The sequence below is a fragment of the Sphingomonas sp. Leaf67 genome, from assembly GCF_001421965.1.
Taxonomy (GTDB): domain Bacteria; phylum Pseudomonadota; class Alphaproteobacteria; order Sphingomonadales; family Sphingomonadaceae; genus Sphingomonas.
Window position 1 is genome coordinate 1 of sequence record NZ_LMLP01000008.1, and the last position, 18,976, is coordinate 18,976.

The window sequence follows — 18,976 nt, forward strand, 5'->3', positions numbered from 1 at the left end:
CCGCTTCGTTTTCAAATTCCTTCGTGAACCGTCGCTGCTTCGTCATCGAGTTCGCCTTTCACCTTAAGGAGAACTCTCCACTTTTCCGGGGCAAGTCCAAAGTGGCGCAGCTGCGCCTGCGGCACGTAGTGGTGCTTCCTGGACGGCTTGGCCTGCTTAGACATTCGCCGGACATAGGTGGTGCACGGTCCTGACCCAAGGCGACGCCGGGCCGTGTATCCGGCGCCGCGATGCGCTACTCGGGTCGGATGTCAGACGAGAACGCACAGACCTGGATCGACGCAGCGCGGTGGCGCGAGCGCTGGTCGGTCGTGGAGAACCTCGTCGGCGGCGGCCAGGGCGACGCCTTCCGCGCCAGGCGCACCGCCGACGGCCGGAACGGCTTTCTGAAGGTCCTCAAGGCGAGGACGGTCCCGGAGCGCCGGTCGCGCTTCTTCCGCGAGGCGAGCGCCTACGACAGCTTCGCGGTCGACGGCATCCCGCGCCTGATCGAGAGCAACGCGCACCGGCACGGCGACCTGGCCTTTGACTCCTACATCGTGACCGAGTTCGTGTCGGGCCCCACGCTGACGGCCTGGCGGGCGTCGGCCGCACCTTCGCTGGAGGACGCCGTCGCGGTCACCCGCCGCATCCTGCGGATCCTGCGGGACTGCCACGGCCAGGGATGCGTACACCGCGACGTCAAGCCGGACAACGTCATCCTGCAGGACGGGGATCCGGGACGAGCCTGCCTGCTCGATTTCGGCCTGAGCTACCACAAGGCCGCGGAACCCGATTTCCGGACTGAGGACGGACAGGAGGTCGGCAACCGCTTCCTGCGGCTGCCCGAGCTCTCGGCGGGAAGCGTGCTCAAGCAGGATCCCCGCTCCGACCTCTCTTTCGCCGGCGGCATCCTGTTCTTCCTGATCGTGGGAAGCCACCCCGACGTCCTGCAGGACGCCGAGGGGCGGCTGCCGCACCAGCGCCGCCCGGCCCTGGCCGCGCTCCAGACCGCGGCGGGACCGAGGCTCGCGCGGCTCGTCGCGTTCTTCGACAACGCGTTCGAGCCCGTGCTCGCGGCGAGGTTCTCGAACGCCGGGGCGATGCTCGACGCGCTCGACCGGCTGATGGAGGCGCTGACCGCCATCGGGTCGCCCGACGACGACTTCGCCGCGATCCGCGGCGTGATCGACACCGCGGCCGAACGCCGGCTCATAGCCTCGATCAAGACCTTCGGCGACGCCATCGGGCACTTCGGCCCAGTCTTCCATGCGATACGCGACGAGCTGGGTGCTGGATTCTCGCTGAGCCACACCGCGCAGCGCATCGACGCCGACGTCGGCACGACAAACTACATCTGGAGCCGCACCGGTTCCGACCCGTTCCTGTCGACGACCTGCGAGGCGACGCAGGCCGGCGACGAGGTCGTCGTGCGCCTGTCCGGCGAGACCGTCCACCGCACGCCCATCGCCTCCCCCGACTTCGGTGGCCAGATGGCCTCGGCGATCAGGACATGGGTGCTAGCGAGGATCAGGCGCGCGCTGGTCGATCCCGACCACCTGCCCGTCGAGGCGGAGTTCTTCCGCGAGACCGCGCCGCACGGGCGGTTGGCGGCAGCGGCAGATGCGGCTCGTTTGGCCGGCAGGCAGGTGCTCGCGTTCGTCTACGACCCGTCGCAGTCGGAACGCGGGCAGCTCGCCCACGGCCTCCGCTACTTCCTGGAGAACCGGCGCACGCGCGACACGATGAACGCGGCGTTCGTCACGGCGCTGGTCCCGCTGGCCCAGATCGCCGAGATCTCCGCCGTGCTCGACGACCAGTCGATGGAGCGGTCGCGGTGGGTCGTCCTAGACGCCGACCTGCATCCGTTCGAGCAGCAGGTCATCCACGCGAACGGCGAAGGGGGCGAGAGCACGATGCTCGCGCTGGCCGACCGCTACCCGCCGGAAACGGCGTCCTAGCCGCGTCGGCGGCCGGACATCCGACGCGGCTGCGCCCGGCGTCAGCGCGGCAGCTTGTTCGCCTCCGCCAGCAAGTCGAAGAACGCGCCTGCCGCGTGAGGCGGCCCGCGACGACGCATTCAGCGCCGCATCCGGTCTGAAGGACCATAGAGGCGGGATGAACGAGCGGCGGAAAGTGGGAAGCGGCCCTTTGCCACTGAACGACCGTTTCTGCGTCGTCCTCTCTTCCATCAGGTTGACGCATAGCGTTACCAAGTTGATGTAGATCAGTGCGATGGGGGCTCTTCCCTCCCCGCCGATTCCGGGCCAAGCTGATTTGCGAAGCACGGCTGAGGCCGCGCTTCGGTGCGACGAGGCTCTCCGAAATACCGCTGGCAGGCCCTCGGTCAACGTCGTCACCTAGGCCGGGGGTCTGCCAGCGGCAGCTCGCGAGTGCGCTCCCGTGTTGGATCCTAAAGAACCCGCCGCACACCAGGCGTCAGCGCGCCGTGCGGAGGTGGACGAAACCCGGCCTGGTCCGACACCGTTCGTCCAACCGCTGCTCTCCTCAATCGAGGAGATGCACCCCATCGGGTTGGGGTTCGAATGCCTCGCGACGATCGCGAGCCGTTCGGATCAGAACACCCGTTCGATCCGCCCCGGCAGGGGTGAGGATGAGGCCAATTTCGAGACCACCGGTTCTCGAAAGGAAAATGGCGTGCGCGTATCGCGCAAGAAAAGCCCGATCAGCGTTACGGCGGTGCGACGCGTTCTCGACGCGGCAAGCAAGGCGGGATTTATCGTCGCGCATGTCGAGGTGCAGCCTGACGGCACGATCCGTCTGTCGGCTGGGGGATCGCATGAGTCCGTCCCGCCAACTCCAAACGACATCTTCAGCGATTGGGAATCCCGACTGTGATCGAGGGCGTCCACTTCGTTAGGAAACGCCTCGCCGGCGGGATCAGCCGCTGGTACGTCTATGCATGGCGCGGGGGGCCGGTCGTCATGTCGGCGGATGGGCGCAAGCCATCGCTGACGACGGAAGCGCTGGAAAGGATCGCGGCCGCTAGGAGGGATCGGGATGCCGCGCGCAAGCCCCGTCCCACGACGATCCAGACCCTGATCGACAAATGGCGCGACAGTTCGGAATGGTCTAATTTCACACCAAACAGCCAGAAGACGTGGGGATCAAGCATTCGCGCCATAGAAGCCAAATGGGGCAAGGTCCCACTTGCTGTCTTCAATGATACTCGAATGATCGCGAAGGTAGTGGATTGGCGCGAGGATCGTAAGAAGATGCCACGCGCAGCGGACAATGGTGTCACCGTGCTGCGCGCGTTGCTAAAATTCGGGGTTCAGCGGGGCGATCTCAGGATCAACGTGGCCGAGAAGATCGCCAAGATATACGTCAATGGGCAACGCGCAGAAATCATCTGGACGAAGGATGACCTAGACGCTTTCGAAAGGGCCGCCGGTGAAAAGGACCGTGCCGTCTATGAAGCCGTTCTCTTCTGTTCGGTGACCGGGTTGCGTCGGGAAGATATTGCGCGAGTCACCTGGGCATCAGTAGGTGAGTTCGCCATAGTCAAGAAGGCGATGAAGAGCAGTCGAGGCAGGCGCCACTTCGCGACGGTTCCGCGGATCGCTCGATTGGACGCCGTGCTTGAGTTGCTCAAAGTTCGTTCACGTGTGTCAGGCGTCGATACGGTTCTCGTCAACCCACGAGGCAGACCTTGGCACCTTGATACGCTGAGCAAGGAGGTCGCACGCATCGCCAAGCTCGCCGGCATCGTTCACATCGATGTCGACGAAGAAGGCGGCCCACCGCGGCAGCGACGCAAGCACCTCCACGATGTCCGCGGCACCTTCGCCACCTATCTCATGACCGAGACCGACCTTGCCGATGCCGAGATCGCCAGTATCATGGGATGGTCTGTCGATGAGGTGGCGCGGATTCGTCGCATCTACGTTGATGACACCGCCCGCCAGATCGCGCTCGGCAAGCGCATCGCCCGCGGCCTGACGCCGCTGTGAATGCCACAAGATGCGGGCCATGCTTGTTGACGGCGGACCGGGGGTCGTGGCATTGCCTGCCTCGCCCACTGTAAACCGGAATCGTAAACCGATGCCGTGCAGAGGGCCTTTTCAGCGCTAAGTCGTTGATTTGCGGGTGTAGCTCAATGGTAGAGCAGAAGCTTCCCAAGCTTACGACGAGGGTTCGATTCCCTTCACCCGCTCCACATTCGCGATAAATCCACATAAATTCGCCATTCCGGCGTCCGGCCGCGCTCTCGCGGGACACCGGATTGTGCACCAAGATGCGCACATGATGGTATCGTCCGCCCGCATGACAGGTCCGCGCCGCCGTTCGGGCGAGACGTGGATGTGGCCTTGATTTCCTATCGGTAGCCGCGCGGCGCACGCTATCACTATCGCCGCAGGTTGTACCTGCGCAAAATCGTCAACCGTCCTGTAATGGTCCCGTTGGCCGTCGCAGATCCGGTCGAGGTACGTCGTCTCGCCACCCGCCTCGGCGAAATGAGAGGTGTTGGCGATGCAGATGTTCGATCGTGCCAGTCGCGGCTTTCTGAAAGCGGGCGAGGTGGAGAGCGTGTTCCGGTCGGCGCTGGACGAGGAACCACGGCAGGCGAGGGCCGCCCGGCTCGACAGCGGCATGAGGGCGGGGCTCGACCGTCGTCCACTCTGCAGCCTGGAGACAACCTATAGGGTCGCGGCCCGCCGGCCGGCCGATGCCGATAGTGTGCCATCCGACCTGATCGATGAGCTGACCGACCGCTTCTCGGCGCAGGACCGCGCCGCCATTGTCCTCATCCTCGAGTCGCTTGTGCCGCATCGAAGTGCCTAGCGAGATGCCAAGCATGGGGCGGAAGGACACCCCACGGCTTTGCGACCCCGTCCCATCGGGATGTTTGATCGGGAACGCAGTATACTCTTGCATCGGCCCCCGGGGCAGAACCGATAAGCCGATTCGTTCGAAGAAGGATGACGGATTGGCAAAACCCGGACCATATCTGCGATCTGCCGAAACCGCTCGTCGGCTAGGCGTCAGCGGCAAGGCCCGGCGCGTGTACGAAGCGCATGGGTTGATCCGGGCGGCGCGAACCGCCGCGGGATGGCGAATCTAGGGCACCGAGCAGATTGCCCGCCTGCACCAGGTGATCGCACTCAAAAGCTTCGGCTTTCCGCTCAGCCGGATCGCGGAGTTGATGGCAGGCGGCTTGCCCGATCTGACAGCGTTCCTGGCGGGGCAAGAAAAAATGAAGACGATGGCTCGCGAAGTGCATGAACAGCCAGCCTTTGCCGGTGCCTCACCATCCTCGAACGCTGTCCTGGATTTCATGGCCAAGGCGTATGGTGCGGCCATCGCGGCCCGTATCATGCCCAACCCTCTCGATATGGGTCAAAGGCGGGGCCGATCATGACGTCATCGACTTTTCCGATTGGGAACGAGATCGGTCATGAGACGGCGCGGCTGCGGTAGAACAGCAGGTCCTCGACGTTGCGCAGCGACAGCGGAAAGCGCACTTGCCTGACTACGACCAGCCGGATCACTTCGGGCGACAAGTTGAGGCAACGAAACGGACTGATTGACTTGTAGGCACGGGCCTGCCCTACCCGCCCGCAGCCATATTTCCAGGCGGTGCACTTGTTTTGACGATGTGCTTCAAGACGCTAAAAGAGAACCGTTTTACGAACTCGCTCACCAGCGCTCGCAAACGGCTTTAGTTCGTCTATCACGCGGTGAGGCGGTGCTGCAGCGTTGCATTTCACAATGACGTTGCTCAATACGGCGTTGGACACGATGCACCGATCGATAACGACGGCGCTCACGGTTAGGGTCCCCGGCGCGGTTTCGGCCCACGCGGATACGCCAGACGACAACAGTCCAGCAGCGATCAAACAGCGTAAAATGCGCAAAGCAGCCCCCTTCCACGGCTGCTATACGCTAGACCCCCATTCTGGTTCCATCGTCATCTAATAAATAATGGTTACTACCGGGGTGTCAGAATAGGCACCGGGTTGCGCAGTCTGTCGTGCAGGAAGCCGAGCATAGACCGTTACCGGTTGTCGCGATCCGAACAAAGCTAACAGGTAGAGGAAACCGACACCTCCAGTAGCACCGATGCCGGTACCCCAGAGGCTGGTAAACCCGGGGTCCGAATAGAGATTGTACTGCAGCCGCTTCGTTCCGTCCCGCAGTTCGCGCTGAACCAGATTACCGGACTGTCCCGCCGACACGTCGATCCGATAGCCGAAGGCCACGCAATCGACCACGGCACAGGTACAGGCGACGTTTATCGTTCCAGTCGTCGAGAGTGGCGCAGTCTGCAGCGGATTATAGACACCGAACCTTACCGGCACTGTCGAAACCGTGCACGATACCGCACTTGCCGTTGATGCGTACAGGCAACAGAAGGCAACGGCAGCGGTGAGAAGCCCTTGCTTACAGCGGATGGCAGATGACTGCATCGGTCGTTCCCTGCTGAAATTGAATCTTGCAGCGGTCACCTCCCATCTCGACCTCTGCAGTAACATTCTCTTCAATATCCGTTAGATAGGCAATACCTTCATAGCCGACCATATCGTCCAGACGACCCTGACGGTGTACCAGCGACCCCATCGGAATGGGCTGTCCGTTGGGCAGCAGGATGTGAATGGTCGCAGCGCGAATACGGCGGACCGGCAATTTTACGACAGCGCCGCCGGCACCGCGTGTCCGCACAAGCACTTCGGCTTTGGCGACCTCGTGCTCGAAATCGATCCCATCGTAATCGAGCGCTATCCGCGCGGTCGCATTGGCAGGGAGGTTGGGCAGAAACAGGCTGCCATCCGAGCGCGTCCGTCCGGCAGGGCGGTTCTCAAGGTTAACGGCAACGTTGGGCTGGCCGGTCTGCACTACGACAAAGCTTTGCCCGACCGCGTTGGCCAGCTCTGGTCGCCCGCCGACCCACAATGCTGCTCCCGAAGCGAACACCCGACCAGCAGAACGACGACGATCGATTTGGACGTCACCGCCAATCTCGCCTGACCGCCCCCGAAAGGTTAGGCCGCCACCTAATGACGTAGCGCGATCAGGCGTCATCGAGAGGGTCGTGCGTAAGTCAATGCCCTGATCCACCTCGCCGAACCGAGCCCAGCTTGCGGCGCCGGACAGGCCCTGCGCGTTATGCGATGCCTGAACGATCGCCGATGAGCGGTTCGACAAGGGTAACGTAACGCCGACTGCCGCGAGCAGACCGGACCGTCGCGCCCGGGTTTCAACGACGTTGACGAAGGCCGACAAGCGGTTGCCGATTGAACGCGACCAGCTTGCCGCGATGATACGCGTGTTTAAACGCGGCGAATGCAGAAATGTCGTGGAAAGCGAAAGCCCGCCAAGAACGGGTGAACGCCATGCCCCGCCAACCTGAAGCGTCCAGTCCTCGCGGAAGAACCGTTGGTTCGCCAGCGTCTCAAATTTCCCAAAGCGTTTTTGGGCAACGATGAAGGCAGACATACGCGGATCATCGCGCCGGAACGAAATGGTCGCATCCGCGCCCGTTGCGCCGTTCGAATGCGAGATATCACCACTAAATGCCAAGATGCCGAACTCGCCCAGCTTAGAGATCAGACCGGCACCGGCAACCTGTGCTGTTCCCGCCACCGCGAGCCGTGCTTCCGCAGTCAGCCGGTCGCTTACACCGTGGCGAAGCGCGCCGGACGCGAAACCGGCACCGTATCGATCACCAGCAATGAAGGCATTGCGTCTTAGCAGACCGACCTGCGCCGACGTGGCAGTCAAGCCCGGTCGCAACAACTGACGCGAACTGTAGAAGGACAGCTGCTGGACGCTCTCGCGGCCCAGCGCATCACGGACCAACAGCGAGACTTGCCCGGCACCGTCGACCATCGGCACGCCAGATACGGCAAACTGGCCTGCTTTGACGTCCTGGGTTAGCCGACGAACGCCGTTGACGTACAGGTCCACCGTCGATGGCACGCCGTTACCACCGGTCAGTTGTGGCAACGGCATCGTGACGAGGTCGGGTTGCAACGTGAAGTCCGTAGCGAGCTGAACGCCAGCTGCTCGAATGGCGCCGTTGGCCGAACCGTCAGGGCTGATGAAATCACCAATTGTCAGTCGCTGGGCCGACCGAAGATTCTCGAACACGTACCGCGTTTCCAAACGTCGGACGTCAAAATTGCGACGCTCTGGATTTCGATTGACGAGCACGCCGCTCGAAACCGTGCCGACGGGGCCGAACAGGCGGAGCTCGCCGGTAGCGCCGATATTGCCGGTATCGTCGCCATATGCCGAGTAGTTGAGGAGACTACCCCATGCCGGCAACACCGCGTCGGCCTGCGTTGCGGTGACTGCGATCTCGCTTCGGCGCATGGCCGAAGGTGCAACCTCGATGTTCAGGACTTGCGCAGCCCGATCGAGGTGGTAGGCGAGCCCAGTGATGCTACGGAGGCGGACGGGACCCTCTTTCGAAACCGCGTCAATCCCTAACATTCTTAGGTCGCTAGCAGTCGCTTCCAGATCGTCTGCGTTCCCGAACAGCTCGATGACGCTGCCGGTATCGATGCCGTTGACCCATGCTTGCGCGTAAATTTCGCCAGCTACGGGTTGTTCGGTGGTGGTTAGCTGCACAGCAGCCGCCAACGATCCGGGCGAAACGGCCAAGAGACCGAGCGCGAACAAAAATCCGGGCATGATGCGATCATTACTGCGTCAGCAAGACGGACGAGCGTAAGAGTTTGCCGCCTTCCTGGACCGTAAGCGTCACGATTTTGGTCGGTGTGGTTGCTTTATAGGTCCACGAACGCTCCTGTCCGGCTAGGGCGTAGCCAGCCAAGCCAGGCGCAATTACCTTCGACTTATCGCCGTCCTGCACCGTGAGTTCGACAAACTTGGCATGTACCGCTCCGCGGTTCTTGACGGTGATCGTGACCTGATTCGTCTTTGGTTCCTGGCGCGCGCGCCATTCCAAATAGCGAGACCTTGAAACTCCGGCAGCCGGTGCGACGAACACGGGAAGGATCATGCGAACCGGCAATTGCAATTGCCCCGGCGCACCAGCCAAGGGCAACTGATCGATGACCAACCGATAGCTTCGCTCAAGCGGACCGGCGGGTGCCTTAGCGACGACCCGGACAGCCTGCGCACCGCCCGCCTCCAGGCGGAACAGCGGCGGGCTGAACCCCGCATCCGTGGCAGGGCTGTAGACTTCTTCGTCGCCCACCATCGTCCAACTGAACAGCCGGACCTGAACCGTCACCGGACCATTACCCGGATTGCTGACGATCGTAGAAGTACTCCGCGTCCCTTCTGCCAGCGTCAGCTGCACTGGTGCAACCGACAGGCCGCCCCCCTGGGCCGTGCCACCTGAGGTCTGCGCAGCGACCGGGAATAGCAGCGCCGCCGACAGCACAAGGCCGAGTCCGCCCAAGGTCGAAGAGATGAAAGCCGCTGTCATGGTTCAGGCTTAGTAATAGACCGTGATCGGAACGGTGTCCGAGTACACGTCTGCGGGGGCGCTTTGGCCTGCGACGATCGAGCCATAGACCGGAATTGAGTTGGCGGTCGCGCCAAGACCGGTCTGACCGATAAGACGCTGCGCGGTGACGTTATTGCCGAAACGTTGCGTACCGGCGCTGTCCTGAAAAAGGTTATAGGCGAGATACTGTGACTGGTTGGAACCTTTCATGCGGCGCTGCGTGCCGGTGGCATTAGCACCATCGCTCAGACCAACCGAGAACGGCGTACCCTGCGTACAGGTTACGTTGACGTTGACCCGTGTCGGCGTATTCGTACCCGCCGCCGGATCAACGGTCCCGAAGGCAAGCGTGCCGCTGCCGACAGCGCAGGTCGATACAACCGTGACTTCAACGGTGAGAACACCACTTGCCGTCTGCGCAACCGCCATAGGCGCGCCAACGATCACGCAGCATGAGAGCGCAACCGCGCAAAGAATTTTTCGCAACTGGAATACTCCGTACCGATTCTCTATCCCTAAGTAATGGCATGGTAAAATTAACGATGTATTTCGGCGACATTGCGAAAATTACGGAATTACACTTGCGCCGTATACGATATAGATCGTATTACTTATATGGAGTAGCTGAAACTAACTTGTATCAACTTTCGTACATCCATCCTTTTCGTTCGGTACTGTCATCAGATCGCCTATTTCAAAACCGCAGTAACTCAGACGTTAGCCTTCCGTTAGCACCGTGAGGAGTAGCGTCGCCGTCATGGAATACGGTGGCAGGTCAATGTTTGGGAATTTGCTGCGAGAGCGGCGTCGCACTATCGCAGTTCGCGGTCTGACGGAGGCGACCCTTTCCGGGACGTCGGCTTTCGATCGCTTCGTAAGTGCCGCTGCCTCAGCCTTTCTGGCGCCAATGGCAGCAGTTTCTCTCATCCACGACGAAACGCAAAACATCGCTGCTGGCTACGGCTTCCCAGTCGGTTGCATGCCGCGCAACGACAGTTTTTGCACCTTCACCATTGAGCAGGGCAGCTTGCTCGAATGTTGCGATCCTGAGGCCGACCCACGTTTTGCTGCGCTGCCAGCTGTTCGCGGTGAGCCGCATGTTCGCTACTATATCGGCGCTCCCCTGCGCTTGTTGAGCGGCATCGAAGTCGGCGCACTGTGCGTCGTTGATACGGTTCGTCGACAAGCGGCCTCCGACGACCAGAAAGCGTATCTTGCTGGATTGGCCCGCCAAGCTGCGCTGATGCTGGAAAGCCGCCGGGACCTGTGGGGCAATGCGGCATGATGCAGGTGGCACTGTGTATCGCCCAGGAACACGACGCGAGGCTTGTCGCACTGGCACTCCTGGTATGTCTGATCGGATCCGCAGCAACGGTCCAGCTCTTTGGCCGCATCCGATCCGCCACCGGCCAGAGCCGGCATGGCTGGATTGTTCTGGCCGCAGTTGCGACGGGCACAATGGTCTGGGCAACGCACTTTGTTGCAATGATGGCCTTTCGTACGCAAGCGCCAGTCGTGCTCGATCCGTTGAAAACGCTATTGTCGCTACTTGCGGCAGTCGGCCTCGCGATACCCGGACTTGGTCTGGCGGCTTCCCGGAAACGATGGGGCGGCATAGCCGGTGGTAGCATCGTCGGTTCCGCTATTTCGATCATGCATTATCTGGGAATGGCAGCGTACCGCGTTGACGGCATCGTTACCTGGGCGTGGGGATATGTTGCAGCGTCCGTACTGCTATCGGTCGCAATAAGCGGCATCGCGTTTCATCGGCTGAACGTTCGTCGGTCATGGCGGCGCACGCACGCCGTCTTGCTGCTGGCGCTCGCCGTAGCAGCCTTGCACTTCACCGGCATGGCCGCGATGCGCATCGCCGTCTTGAAAATGGGCGATGGCCTGTCGAATCCGACGATGATGGGCCTAGCCATCACGACCGCGATAGCGTCGCTGATCATCGTAGGGTGTGCCGCGATCAGCGCGCTGATAGACTCCCATTCGCAAAACGAATCCTACCGTCGGCTGCGGCGGATGGCGCTGCACGACGGCTTGACAGATCTCCCCAATCGAATGAGCTTTCTCGATGAGCTACAGCGCCGCTTCCTCGTGAAGGGCGGCTATACCAGCATGGCCGTGATCATGATGGACCTGTCTCGCTTCAAGGTTGTCAATGACACACATGGCCACCAGGCCGGCGATCAATTGCTTATGGCGCTTGCGGCCCGATTAAGTTCGCTGCTGAAGCGGGGCGAGTGTGTCGGACGGCTCGGCGGCGATGAGTTTGCGGCGGTCGTTTCCTATGACAGCCATGAACAATTGACCGATTTCCTGGATCGACTACGCATGGCGTTCGTCGCGCCTTTCACATTTGATCGGTTCACTGCCTCCATCAGCTCCAATATCGGTGTCGCGCTTGCTATCCACGACGGCTTCGATGCCGATGCGCTGCTCGCGAAAGCTGATCTGGCCATGTACCGCGCGAAATCCAACCATTCGGCTGAACCGTGTTTCTACGATGCACAGATGGATGATGCCGCACGCACACGACGCGAACTCGTTGCCGAGCTTCGTAAGGCGATCGAAACGCAAGATTTCGAACTGCATTTCCAGGTGCAGGCCGCCGTCGCGACAGGAGAAATCCTTGGCTACGAGGCGCTTGTCCGTTGGAAACATCCTGGAAAGGGTATGATCTCGCCGGCGACCTTCATTCCGCTGGCTGAAGAGAGCGGGGAAATCGTACCCCTAAGCATCTGGATATTGCGGCAAGCTTGTTTCGAAGCAGCGCTTTGGCCTAACCGGCACTGTGTCTCCGTCAACCTTTCCCCGAAGCATCTAAGTGATCCAAGGCTGATCGAAACCGTGCATGATGCACTTGCCGACAGCGGCTTGGCGGCAGAACGCCTGACACTCGAACTGACGGAAAGCGCAATTATTCACGATCGCCAGTTCGCGCTTGCCCAGCTGCGAGCGTTGAAAGCGATGGGCATCGCCATCGCACTCGACGATTTTGGTACCGGCTACTCTTCGCTTGATGTCCTGCGATCCTTCCCGTTCGATTGCCTAAAGCTGGACGCATCGTTCGTTGCGGAGATCGAGCGTGACGAACAAGCGGTAGCCATCCTGCAATCGGTAACGGCCCTTGGCGCGAAACTGAACATGCGGGTGCTGGCAGAGGGGATCGAACAGCCCGCGCAGCTTTCCATCGTTGCGCGCGAAGGCTGCTCGGCGATTCAGGGGTATCTTATCGGCCGCCCATCGCGCACCTTATGCACTACGGACATCATCAAGCAGACCATGTCCCTCAAGCCTCGCGCTTTGGCCACGACACCCAGCGCTGCCTAATCAATTTTCGAACTGCGCGCCCCGCCAGAACTCTTGGGCAGCTTGTGTGCAATCATTTACTTCGGTGATCCCGCCTTTCTGGACAGTTTGGCGGCTGAGCTAAGCTTTACCCGGTTGGTTTATGCAGCCATTGTTGCGAACGCCGTATCCGGGGCATGCCGTGGATATGGCGTTGCGTTGCCCCGCCCATACACCTTGTCCGGCCGTTGGCTGGCGAAGCGGGAGAGAGGCCGCTGCCGGTTGTAATAAGTAATCCACCGGCCGAGCCCGGTCCGCAGTTCGCAGCTCGTCTCGAACGCGTTCAGATAGCCGCATTCGTACGTCAGCGACCGCCAAAGCCGTTCGATAACACGTTGTCCATCCAGCGGCCGCGTCCGTCCATGCTGATCCGCACCTCGGCATCGCGCAAGCTGTCGGTGAAGTCGGCGCCGGTGAAAGGGCTGTCGCGATCCATTTCCATTTAACCCAGGTTAGTTATTTAAATAATAAACATTTGTGTAGAACATGCATCGGTATCTTCGTACTCTCCCCTCGCGGAGGCGAAAGAATGGATAGTTTCTCGAAGGAGGTTGCCCGAAACCTGTATCAGCTGCTTGCTACCGAAATTTCGGCGAACGCTCGTATAGCGGCAGCTTTAGGCTTGGACAGCGTCGCGCTGCAGTTGAACCTCGCGCTTGAAAGCGTATTCAACGCATTCGCTGAACGTTACGAGCACACTTTATCGCCAGATGACGATCAGTAGCCGATGACGGACATGCAAAGGCTCATGCCGAACGCATGCCCATGCGATAGCTACATCGCAGAACCTGGAAAATCGTTGATGCTATGTGCGACATTTCCACGGCATGGACAATGACTATCGTTGTCCTAAAGCTCGACTAGTCTGCCGGCGGTGCGTTTTCGACATCGATTCGTATCGATTGAGCGATCAGCGACAGAATCGTATGCGACTTCCATAGATCCGTTGTGACGCCATCGGTTTCTGTCGCATGGTCAAACTGGACGTCCATCGCCCGCTCAACGATCTCGAGCGACTGTTGGGTGGTGAGTGCGCCGGCTTCGCACAGCCCGTGGATAAGGCTCTCAACCAGTGCCAGCGCGGCGCGACCATGAGCGATGGCAAGCAAGGGATCAACCGGAAACGGCAACCGGTCATTCGTATCGATGTCGGGCATTGATCACGCCTACCGTTTTGCAGGCGGGAGCTCGAATACGCTACCAGCCGTCGACGCCTGGGGAAGCCATGCCAACGGTAGTACGCGCTAGCGCAATTATAAAGTAATTGCAATAATCTACAATAACAATGAGCAATATAATCAATTAATATTTGGTATTACGCGGAGGCGTGTAAAACCGGGCATGGCTAATCTTTTTGTTCAGAAACTACGCGGATTGGCTAATTTGACGGACGAAGATGCTTACGCCTTGGAACGTGTCACGGCGCGGCCAAGGCAGTATGCCGCCCGATCTGACCTAATCCGCGAAGGTGACGAACCCGGACCGATGTTCGTTGTGCTGGAAGGGTGGGCCTGCCGGTACAAAATCCTGCCGACCGGCACTCGCCAGATTATGGCTTTCCTGATGCCGGGCGATGCGTGTGACCTCCACGTGAAGCTGCTGGCGGAAATGGATCATAGCATACAGGCGATCACGCCGGCGTCGGTCGCTATAGTGTCCAAGAACGACATGGCCGCGCTGATGCAGCAGCATCCGAATATCGCTGCAGCGATGTATTCGGCGCAGCTGGTCGACGAGGGGGTGATGCGCGCATGGATCGTAAGCATGGGACGACGTAGCTCGACGGAACGCGTCGCGCATTTAATCTGCGAACTCTATCTGCGGGCGCGCAACATCGGCCTTACCGGGAACGGAGAATTCCCGTTGCCACTGTCGCAATTGGTGTTGGCGGATGCGCTGGGTATGACCCCGGTGCACATCAACCGCGTACTGAAGAACTTGCGACTGACCGGAGCGATGGCGTTGAAACGCGGCGGCGTGACGCTGCTCGATCCTGTCAAGTTGGTTCAGATCGCGGGATTTGATGAAAACTATCTCCATCGCCGCTTGCGACAATTACCGTAGTATCAAGTCCTATATATCACTATAAATATTGTTTGAACTTGTCGCCATATCAGGCCCAAACGGCTTATTTCGTATTATCAATTACGCTTCATGCGACAGTATGGCGAAAAATTACAATTATAGGCGAACGTCCATAATATATACAATACTATTTCTTACCATTTTACCGAATCATCGTTACGTGTCCTATGGCTGATCATGCTTCGTATACGTCAGCGCTTCGATTTTGCCGGTGCATCGACGAAACCGTTATAGGAACCGGTCAGACGGAATTATTAACCGTAATCAATACCGGGCGAATTTTATCCCAAGCGTGGAACTACTAATCGTGCCGACGTTGGTCGCGGATTGCCTTATCAGAAGCTGCGCGATCGATGTCGAGGATCCCGCCCAAGAGTGCGTTTGAGAATGTTCGGGTATGGACGATCCGGCGCGGCATAAGGCTGCCGGGGGCCACATGGATCATGGCCTCGGAGACGTCGAGGCGCCGCTCGTAATGGCGCGCGAGGCGCTTCCATACGGTCATCCATCTGAAGCGCGCCCGACGACCCAGCGCCGGCGCAGGACCTTGAGGCCGGGATCCTTGTGGTGCGGCGGATGATGTTCGAGGCGCTGACGGTCGACCGGGACAACCAGTATCTGATGATCGACAGCATGATCGTTCGCGCCCACCAGCAGGCTCGACTGGGAAAGGGGGGCAAGGATCAGGCGTTCCCCGTGATGGCAACGACTTGCGCGACCAGACAGCACATATGGACGCCGCAGCGGCGATCCCGTCCAGGCGCAACCGCAAGGTCGCCATCCCTCACGATGCCGGTATCTGCAGGCATCGTAACCAGATCGAGCGATGCTTCAGTCGCCTTAAACACTTCCGCCGCTTCGGCCGCTACGACCGACGAACCGAGCACTTCAACGGCTTTGTCCACCTCGCCGCTGCCATGGCCTGGCTCCGCTGAATGTCGATCCGACCTAGCATTATTGCGCGCCAGACCCCTGTCCGCCGTCAGGCCGGGTTTGCGCGACTGAGACCAATACAAATATGCGCATCCGTGACAGGGGTACCGGACTTCGCCGACTACCGTCGGGATCTGTTACGGCAAATCATGAGGACCGCCGACCGGGTCGCTACCGCTTAGTTAGCAACGCGATCGCGCCCTCGTTGCCATAAATGCCGCGCAATTCGGCAAGAGTGAGGCGGACCGGCAGCTCCCGCCCGTCGTTCGACAGGACTGCGCTGTCGATGGTCCGCGTGCCCTCCCCGCTTAACACCCGGTCGAGCGCCTCGCGAAACGCCACCCGCTGACTGACAGGGATCAGGTCGGCTAGCGCGACATGCAGCAGCCGGTCTTCGGATAGGCGTAAAATATCGCAGAAGGCCGGTTCGGCCTGTTCGATATGGCCGCGGGTATTTACGCATACATAGCTGATTCCATCATGCACAGCGATCGCCTCCCGCAGAGACTTGCGGGCGTCGGCCAATCGGTGGACCTTCATATCGTCCGTGATGTCGTGAAACAGAACTGTCACGTATTTGCTAAATGGGTATATTTCAGCACGGACCCAAGTGTCCTTACGAAACAGCGACGGGATTTCGGCGGAATAGGGTTCCTTACTTGCAATCGATCGCTTCACGTAGGTCTCGATCAGGGAATCCTGAAACACTGGCAGCGCTTCGAATACCTTCCGACCGGACAATTCGCCATCGGTGCAATCTAGTTGAACATGCGCGACCCGATTGGCAACGATGATACGCAGGTCGTAATCGATCAGCAGCACTCCAATATTGAGGCAATTCGCCAATTCTTGGACGCTGGCTGTCAGAATAGATTCTCTGGAATCATTAATTTTTGATTGCTGCAGCGCCGCATAATGACGAACAGTAGTGAGGACATGCGTGCCGCGACCATGATGGGTAACGACAATCGCCTGATCGTCCTGCATTTGCCGCAACTGGCCGAACTTTCGGGCAAACTCGGACGAAGATATCGCCGGCGCCCGCTGCTTGCCGTTCCAAAGTTCTTTTTCCGAATCCAGTTCCATCTACGCTCCATCGCAATGAGCCAACATGATGAAATTCGTACAGTTTATTGCTAAAGATTTATATATGATTTTAATATTATTATATATACCTTATTCGATTCAATTTCCAACGCTCTCAGGATGTTGATCGTTGTAAAAAAATGGCTCGAGTCTACCGCGCGCCCAGCGCCGAGGCGGCCGAGCAGGCACTGACGGTCTTCGAGGCCGGTCCCTGGGGCACCCGCTATCCCGCCATCGGCCAGAGTTGGAGACGGGCCTGGGCGGAGGTGATCCCGTTCTTCGCCTTCCCCGACGAGGTTCGCCGGATCATCTACACTACCAACGCCATCGAGGCGCTGAACTCNTGGAGACGGGCCTGGGCGGAGGTGATCCCGTTCTTCGCCTTCCCCGACGAGGTTCGCCGGATCATCTACACTACCAACGCCATCGAGGCGCTGAACTCGAAGCTGCGCCGGGCCGTGCGTGCCCGGGGGCATTTCCCCAGCGATGAGGCCGCCACCAAGCTGCTCTACCTGATCTTGAACCGCTCGGAGAAAGAGTGGAGGATGCCGCCACGNGTGCGTGCCCGGGGGCATTTCCCCAGCGATGAGGCCGCCACCAAGCTGCTCTACCTGATCTTGAACCGCTCGGAGAAAGAGTGGAGGATGCCGCCACGTGAGTGGACCATGGCCAAGGCCCAGTTCGCCGTCATCTTCGGCGAACGCTTCATCCGCGCCATGGCGGCGTAATGTGCATCCGCCCGTCCGCACACGAAATTCCTGACAGGCCCGTGGACGGAGGCAAACTTCTGTAGCGCCCTCATCTGCCGGAAGCGCTGCATTGCACGCTCCCGTCGTCAAACGGCAGATGGCTGGTCTCAACCTGGTTGTTTGCCCAGCGACCAATCTCTTGCCGGTCGGCGTTGCCCAAGTCGTTCATTGCGGCACGGTAGGAGCGCAGACCATCGGTCGTAATCCTGTCCGGTGCTCCATGGCGTTTCAGCGCCTTCTTGATGAACATCAGGGCTGCGGCCTTGTCTCTCGTCCTGGTCACATAGCTCTCCAGCACCTCGCCTTCCTGATCGACGGCACGCCAGAGGTAGACCATTTCACCGTTGAGTTTCACGTACATCTCGTCAAGGTGCCACCGCCAGTGGCGAAACCCCCGCATCCGGCTGACCCGCTGCCGCCGGATATCGCCTGCGAACAGCGGACCGAACCGGTTCCACCACAGTCGCACCGTCTCGTGACAAATGTCGATACCACGCTCGAACAGCAGGTCCTTGACGTTCCTCAAGCTCAACCGGAACCGGACGTACATCAGCACCACCAGCCGGATCACCTCGGGCGATGAGTTGAAGTAGCGGAACGGGCTGGCAGGCTTGCGTGGACGGGGCATGTAAGCCCCCTACCCTGCCTTGCTTACCAGAAGGTGCATTTGGTTTGACGGAGCCGCAGCCGGCTAGCCCCGCCTTTCGTTTCTCGACTACAGTCTGCTTTTCAAGGCGACCGATTGCTCATCCCCCTGGATCAAGACCCAGATGCGGTCATTCGAAGCGCTATATCCGCTTCCCGATATCTGCCATTCATTCATGTTCATCCCGCCTTGCGTAGAGGCCGAGACTGACGCGCGTGGTTGAAGGGCCGCCAGCCAGTCCCGTGCCACTTGGCGGCCGCGTCAGATTTGCGCCAAGCCACCGTCAGTGAATAGCTCGCTACCCGTCATGAAGCTGCTGTCCGACGATGCCAGGAAGGCCGCCGCGGCCGCCACTTCCGATGGGTCGCCGACATGTCCGATCGGTGTCGTCGCGCCCATCTCCATCATGGCATCGCGCCCGACGACTTCGGCAGCCAGTTCCGTGAGCGTTGGGCCCGGCGACAACACGTTGACGCGAATCCCCGTGCCCCGCAGATCCTGAGCCCAGCTACGCGCGAGGTTGCGGACGGCCGCTTTCGAGGCGCTGTAGACGCTGAACGCCGGCGTTCCCATGACGCCGGTGGTCGAGCCGGTCAGGATGACCTGAACTGGCCCCTGTTTTGACCGGACGGAATTAAGCCTAAGAAGGAGGCTTGGGGCTATCCCCTGAGCATAGGCTTATGTCCGTGTCCGAGATCATCG

Annotated in this window: 17 protein-coding genes, 1 tRNA gene and 5 pseudogenes; 14 read left to right on the plus strand and 9 right to left on the minus strand. The window is 60.1% G+C overall.

The window, feature by feature from the left end; genetic code table 11:
* From ASE90_RS20545 to ASE90_RS20550, 7 genes are all read left to right on the plus strand, one after another.
* A partial coding sequence (locus ASE90_RS20545; RefSeq protein ID WP_235531705.1) for a hypothetical protein occupies positions 1-194 on the plus strand: 194 nt, incomplete at its 5' end.
* 54 nt (positions 195-248) lie between these two features.
* A complete protein-coding gene (locus ASE90_RS07395) occupies positions 249-1,940 on the plus strand; it encodes a serine/threonine protein kinase (RefSeq protein WP_055998467.1) in 1,692 nt (563 codons plus the stop codon).
* Between the two features lie 496 nt (positions 1,941-2,436).
* A complete protein-coding gene (locus ASE90_RS07400) occupies positions 2,437-2,838 on the plus strand; it encodes a hypothetical protein (protein ID WP_156361497.1) in 402 nt (133 codons plus the stop codon).
* Positions 2,835-3,953, plus strand: a complete 1,119-nt coding sequence (locus ASE90_RS07405) for a tyrosine-type recombinase/integrase (protein ID WP_055998471.1) — start codon at positions 2,835-2,837, stop codon at positions 3,951-3,953. Before ASE90_RS07400 ends, ASE90_RS07405 begins: the two co-directional genes overlap by 4 nt.
* Positions 3,954-4,085: 132 nt before the next feature.
* Positions 4,086-4,159, plus strand: a tRNA-Gly gene (locus tag ASE90_RS07410).
* A 314-nt stretch (positions 4,160-4,473) separates the two neighbouring features.
* A complete protein-coding gene (locus tag ASE90_RS07415; protein WP_156361498.1) occupies positions 4,474-4,785 on the plus strand; it encodes a hypothetical protein in 312 nt (103 codons plus the stop codon).
* A gap of 310 nt (positions 4,786-5,095) precedes the next feature.
* On the plus strand, positions 5,096-5,362 hold the full coding sequence (locus ASE90_RS20550) for a hypothetical protein (protein ID WP_055998475.1): 267 nt from the start codon (positions 5,096-5,098) through the stop codon (positions 5,360-5,362).
* Between the two features lie 553 nt (positions 5,363-5,915).
* On the opposite strand, the gene ASE90_RS19040 is transcribed toward ASE90_RS20550, so the two are convergent.
* From ASE90_RS19040 to ASE90_RS07440, 4 genes and pseudogenes are all read right to left on the minus strand, one after another.
* Positions 5,916-6,410, minus strand: a complete 495-nt coding sequence (locus tag ASE90_RS19040) for a spore coat U domain-containing protein (protein ID WP_162233620.1) — start codon at positions 6,408-6,410, stop codon at positions 5,916-5,918.
* Entirely contained in the window at positions 6,385-8,637 is a 2,253-nt protein-coding gene (locus tag ASE90_RS07430; protein ID WP_055998477.1) for a fimbria/pilus outer membrane usher protein, read from the minus strand. The genes ASE90_RS19040 and ASE90_RS07430 overlap by 26 nt, the downstream gene beginning before the upstream one ends.
* A 358-nt stretch (positions 8,638-8,995) precedes the next feature.
* Positions 8,996-9,400 (minus strand): annotated as a pseudogene (locus ASE90_RS20980) (molecular chaperone); the annotation flags it as partial.
* A gap of 9 nt (positions 9,401-9,409) precedes the next feature.
* Positions 9,410-9,850, minus strand: a complete 441-nt coding sequence (locus ASE90_RS07440) for a spore coat U domain-containing protein (RefSeq protein ID WP_055998481.1) — start codon at positions 9,848-9,850, stop codon at positions 9,410-9,412.
* A gap of 349 nt (positions 9,851-10,199) precedes the next feature.
* Here ASE90_RS07440 and ASE90_RS07445 point away from each other — a divergent pair, with 349 nt between their 5' ends.
* Complete coding sequence (locus tag ASE90_RS07445; RefSeq protein ID WP_055998498.1) at positions 10,200-10,706, plus strand: GAF domain-containing protein; 507 nt, start codon at positions 10,200-10,202, stop codon at positions 10,704-10,706.
* Positions 10,703-12,757, plus strand: a complete 2,055-nt coding sequence (locus ASE90_RS07450; protein ID WP_055998483.1) for a putative bifunctional diguanylate cyclase/phosphodiesterase — start codon at positions 10,703-10,705, stop codon at positions 12,755-12,757. The genes ASE90_RS07445 and ASE90_RS07450 overlap by 4 nt, the downstream gene beginning before the upstream one ends.
* Positions 12,758-12,876: 119 nt before the next feature.
* Here ASE90_RS07450 and ASE90_RS19045 read toward each other — a convergent pair.
* A pseudogene (locus ASE90_RS19045) lies at positions 12,877-13,208 on the minus strand (integrase core domain-containing protein); the annotation flags it as partial.
* A gap of 96 nt (positions 13,209-13,304) precedes the next feature.
* Here ASE90_RS19045 and ASE90_RS07455 point away from each other — a divergent pair.
* On the plus strand, positions 13,305-13,499 hold the full coding sequence (locus ASE90_RS07455; RefSeq protein WP_055998484.1) for a hypothetical protein: 195 nt from the start codon (positions 13,305-13,307) through the stop codon (positions 13,497-13,499).
* Between the two features lie 136 nt (positions 13,500-13,635).
* On the opposite strand, the gene ASE90_RS07460 is transcribed toward ASE90_RS07455, so the two are convergent.
* On the minus strand, positions 13,636-13,932 hold the full coding sequence (locus ASE90_RS07460; RefSeq protein ID WP_055998486.1) for a hypothetical protein: 297 nt from the start codon (positions 13,930-13,932) through the stop codon (positions 13,636-13,638).
* Positions 13,933-14,116: 184 nt separating this feature from the next.
* Between ASE90_RS07460 and ASE90_RS07465 the strand changes: the two genes are divergently transcribed.
* Both ASE90_RS07465 and ASE90_RS20985 read left to right on the plus strand, forming a co-directional pair.
* Positions 14,117-14,839: a Crp/Fnr family transcriptional regulator gene (locus ASE90_RS07465; RefSeq protein ID WP_055998488.1), complete on the plus strand. Its 723-nt coding sequence runs from the start codon at positions 14,117-14,119 to the stop codon at positions 14,837-14,839.
* A gap of 731 nt (positions 14,840-15,570) precedes the next feature.
* A complete protein-coding gene (locus ASE90_RS20985) occupies positions 15,571-15,795 on the plus strand; it encodes a transposase (protein WP_162235066.1) in 225 nt (74 codons plus the stop codon).
* 169 nt (positions 15,796-15,964) lie between these two features.
* On the opposite strand, the gene ASE90_RS07480 is transcribed toward ASE90_RS20985, so the two are convergent.
* On the minus strand, positions 15,965-16,879 hold the full coding sequence (locus ASE90_RS07480; protein ID WP_082449651.1) for a type II toxin-antitoxin system prevent-host-death family antitoxin: 915 nt from the start codon (positions 16,877-16,879) through the stop codon (positions 15,965-15,967).
* Positions 16,880-16,962: 83 nt separating this feature from the next.
* Between ASE90_RS07480 and ASE90_RS20565 the strand changes: the two are divergent.
* Both ASE90_RS20565 and ASE90_RS20570 read left to right on the plus strand, forming a co-directional pair.
* Positions 16,963-17,222 (plus strand): annotated as a pseudogene (locus tag ASE90_RS20565) (transposase); the annotation flags it as partial.
* A gap of 1 nt (position 17,223) precedes the next feature.
* Positions 17,224-17,435, plus strand: a pseudogene (locus ASE90_RS20570) (transposase); the annotation flags it as partial.
* A 242-nt stretch (positions 17,436-17,677) separates the two neighbouring features.
* Here ASE90_RS20570 and ASE90_RS07490 read toward each other — a convergent pair.
* Together ASE90_RS07490 and ASE90_RS07495 are read right to left on the minus strand one after the other, a co-directional pair.
* Positions 17,678-18,256: an IS6 family transposase gene (locus ASE90_RS07490; RefSeq protein WP_235531707.1), complete on the minus strand. Its 579-nt coding sequence runs from the start codon at positions 18,254-18,256 to the stop codon at positions 17,678-17,680.
* A gap of 279 nt (positions 18,257-18,535) precedes the next feature.
* Positions 18,536-18,877 (minus strand): annotated as a pseudogene (locus ASE90_RS07495) (SDR family oxidoreductase); the annotation flags it as partial.
* Positions 18,878-18,976: the final 99 nt, after the last annotated feature.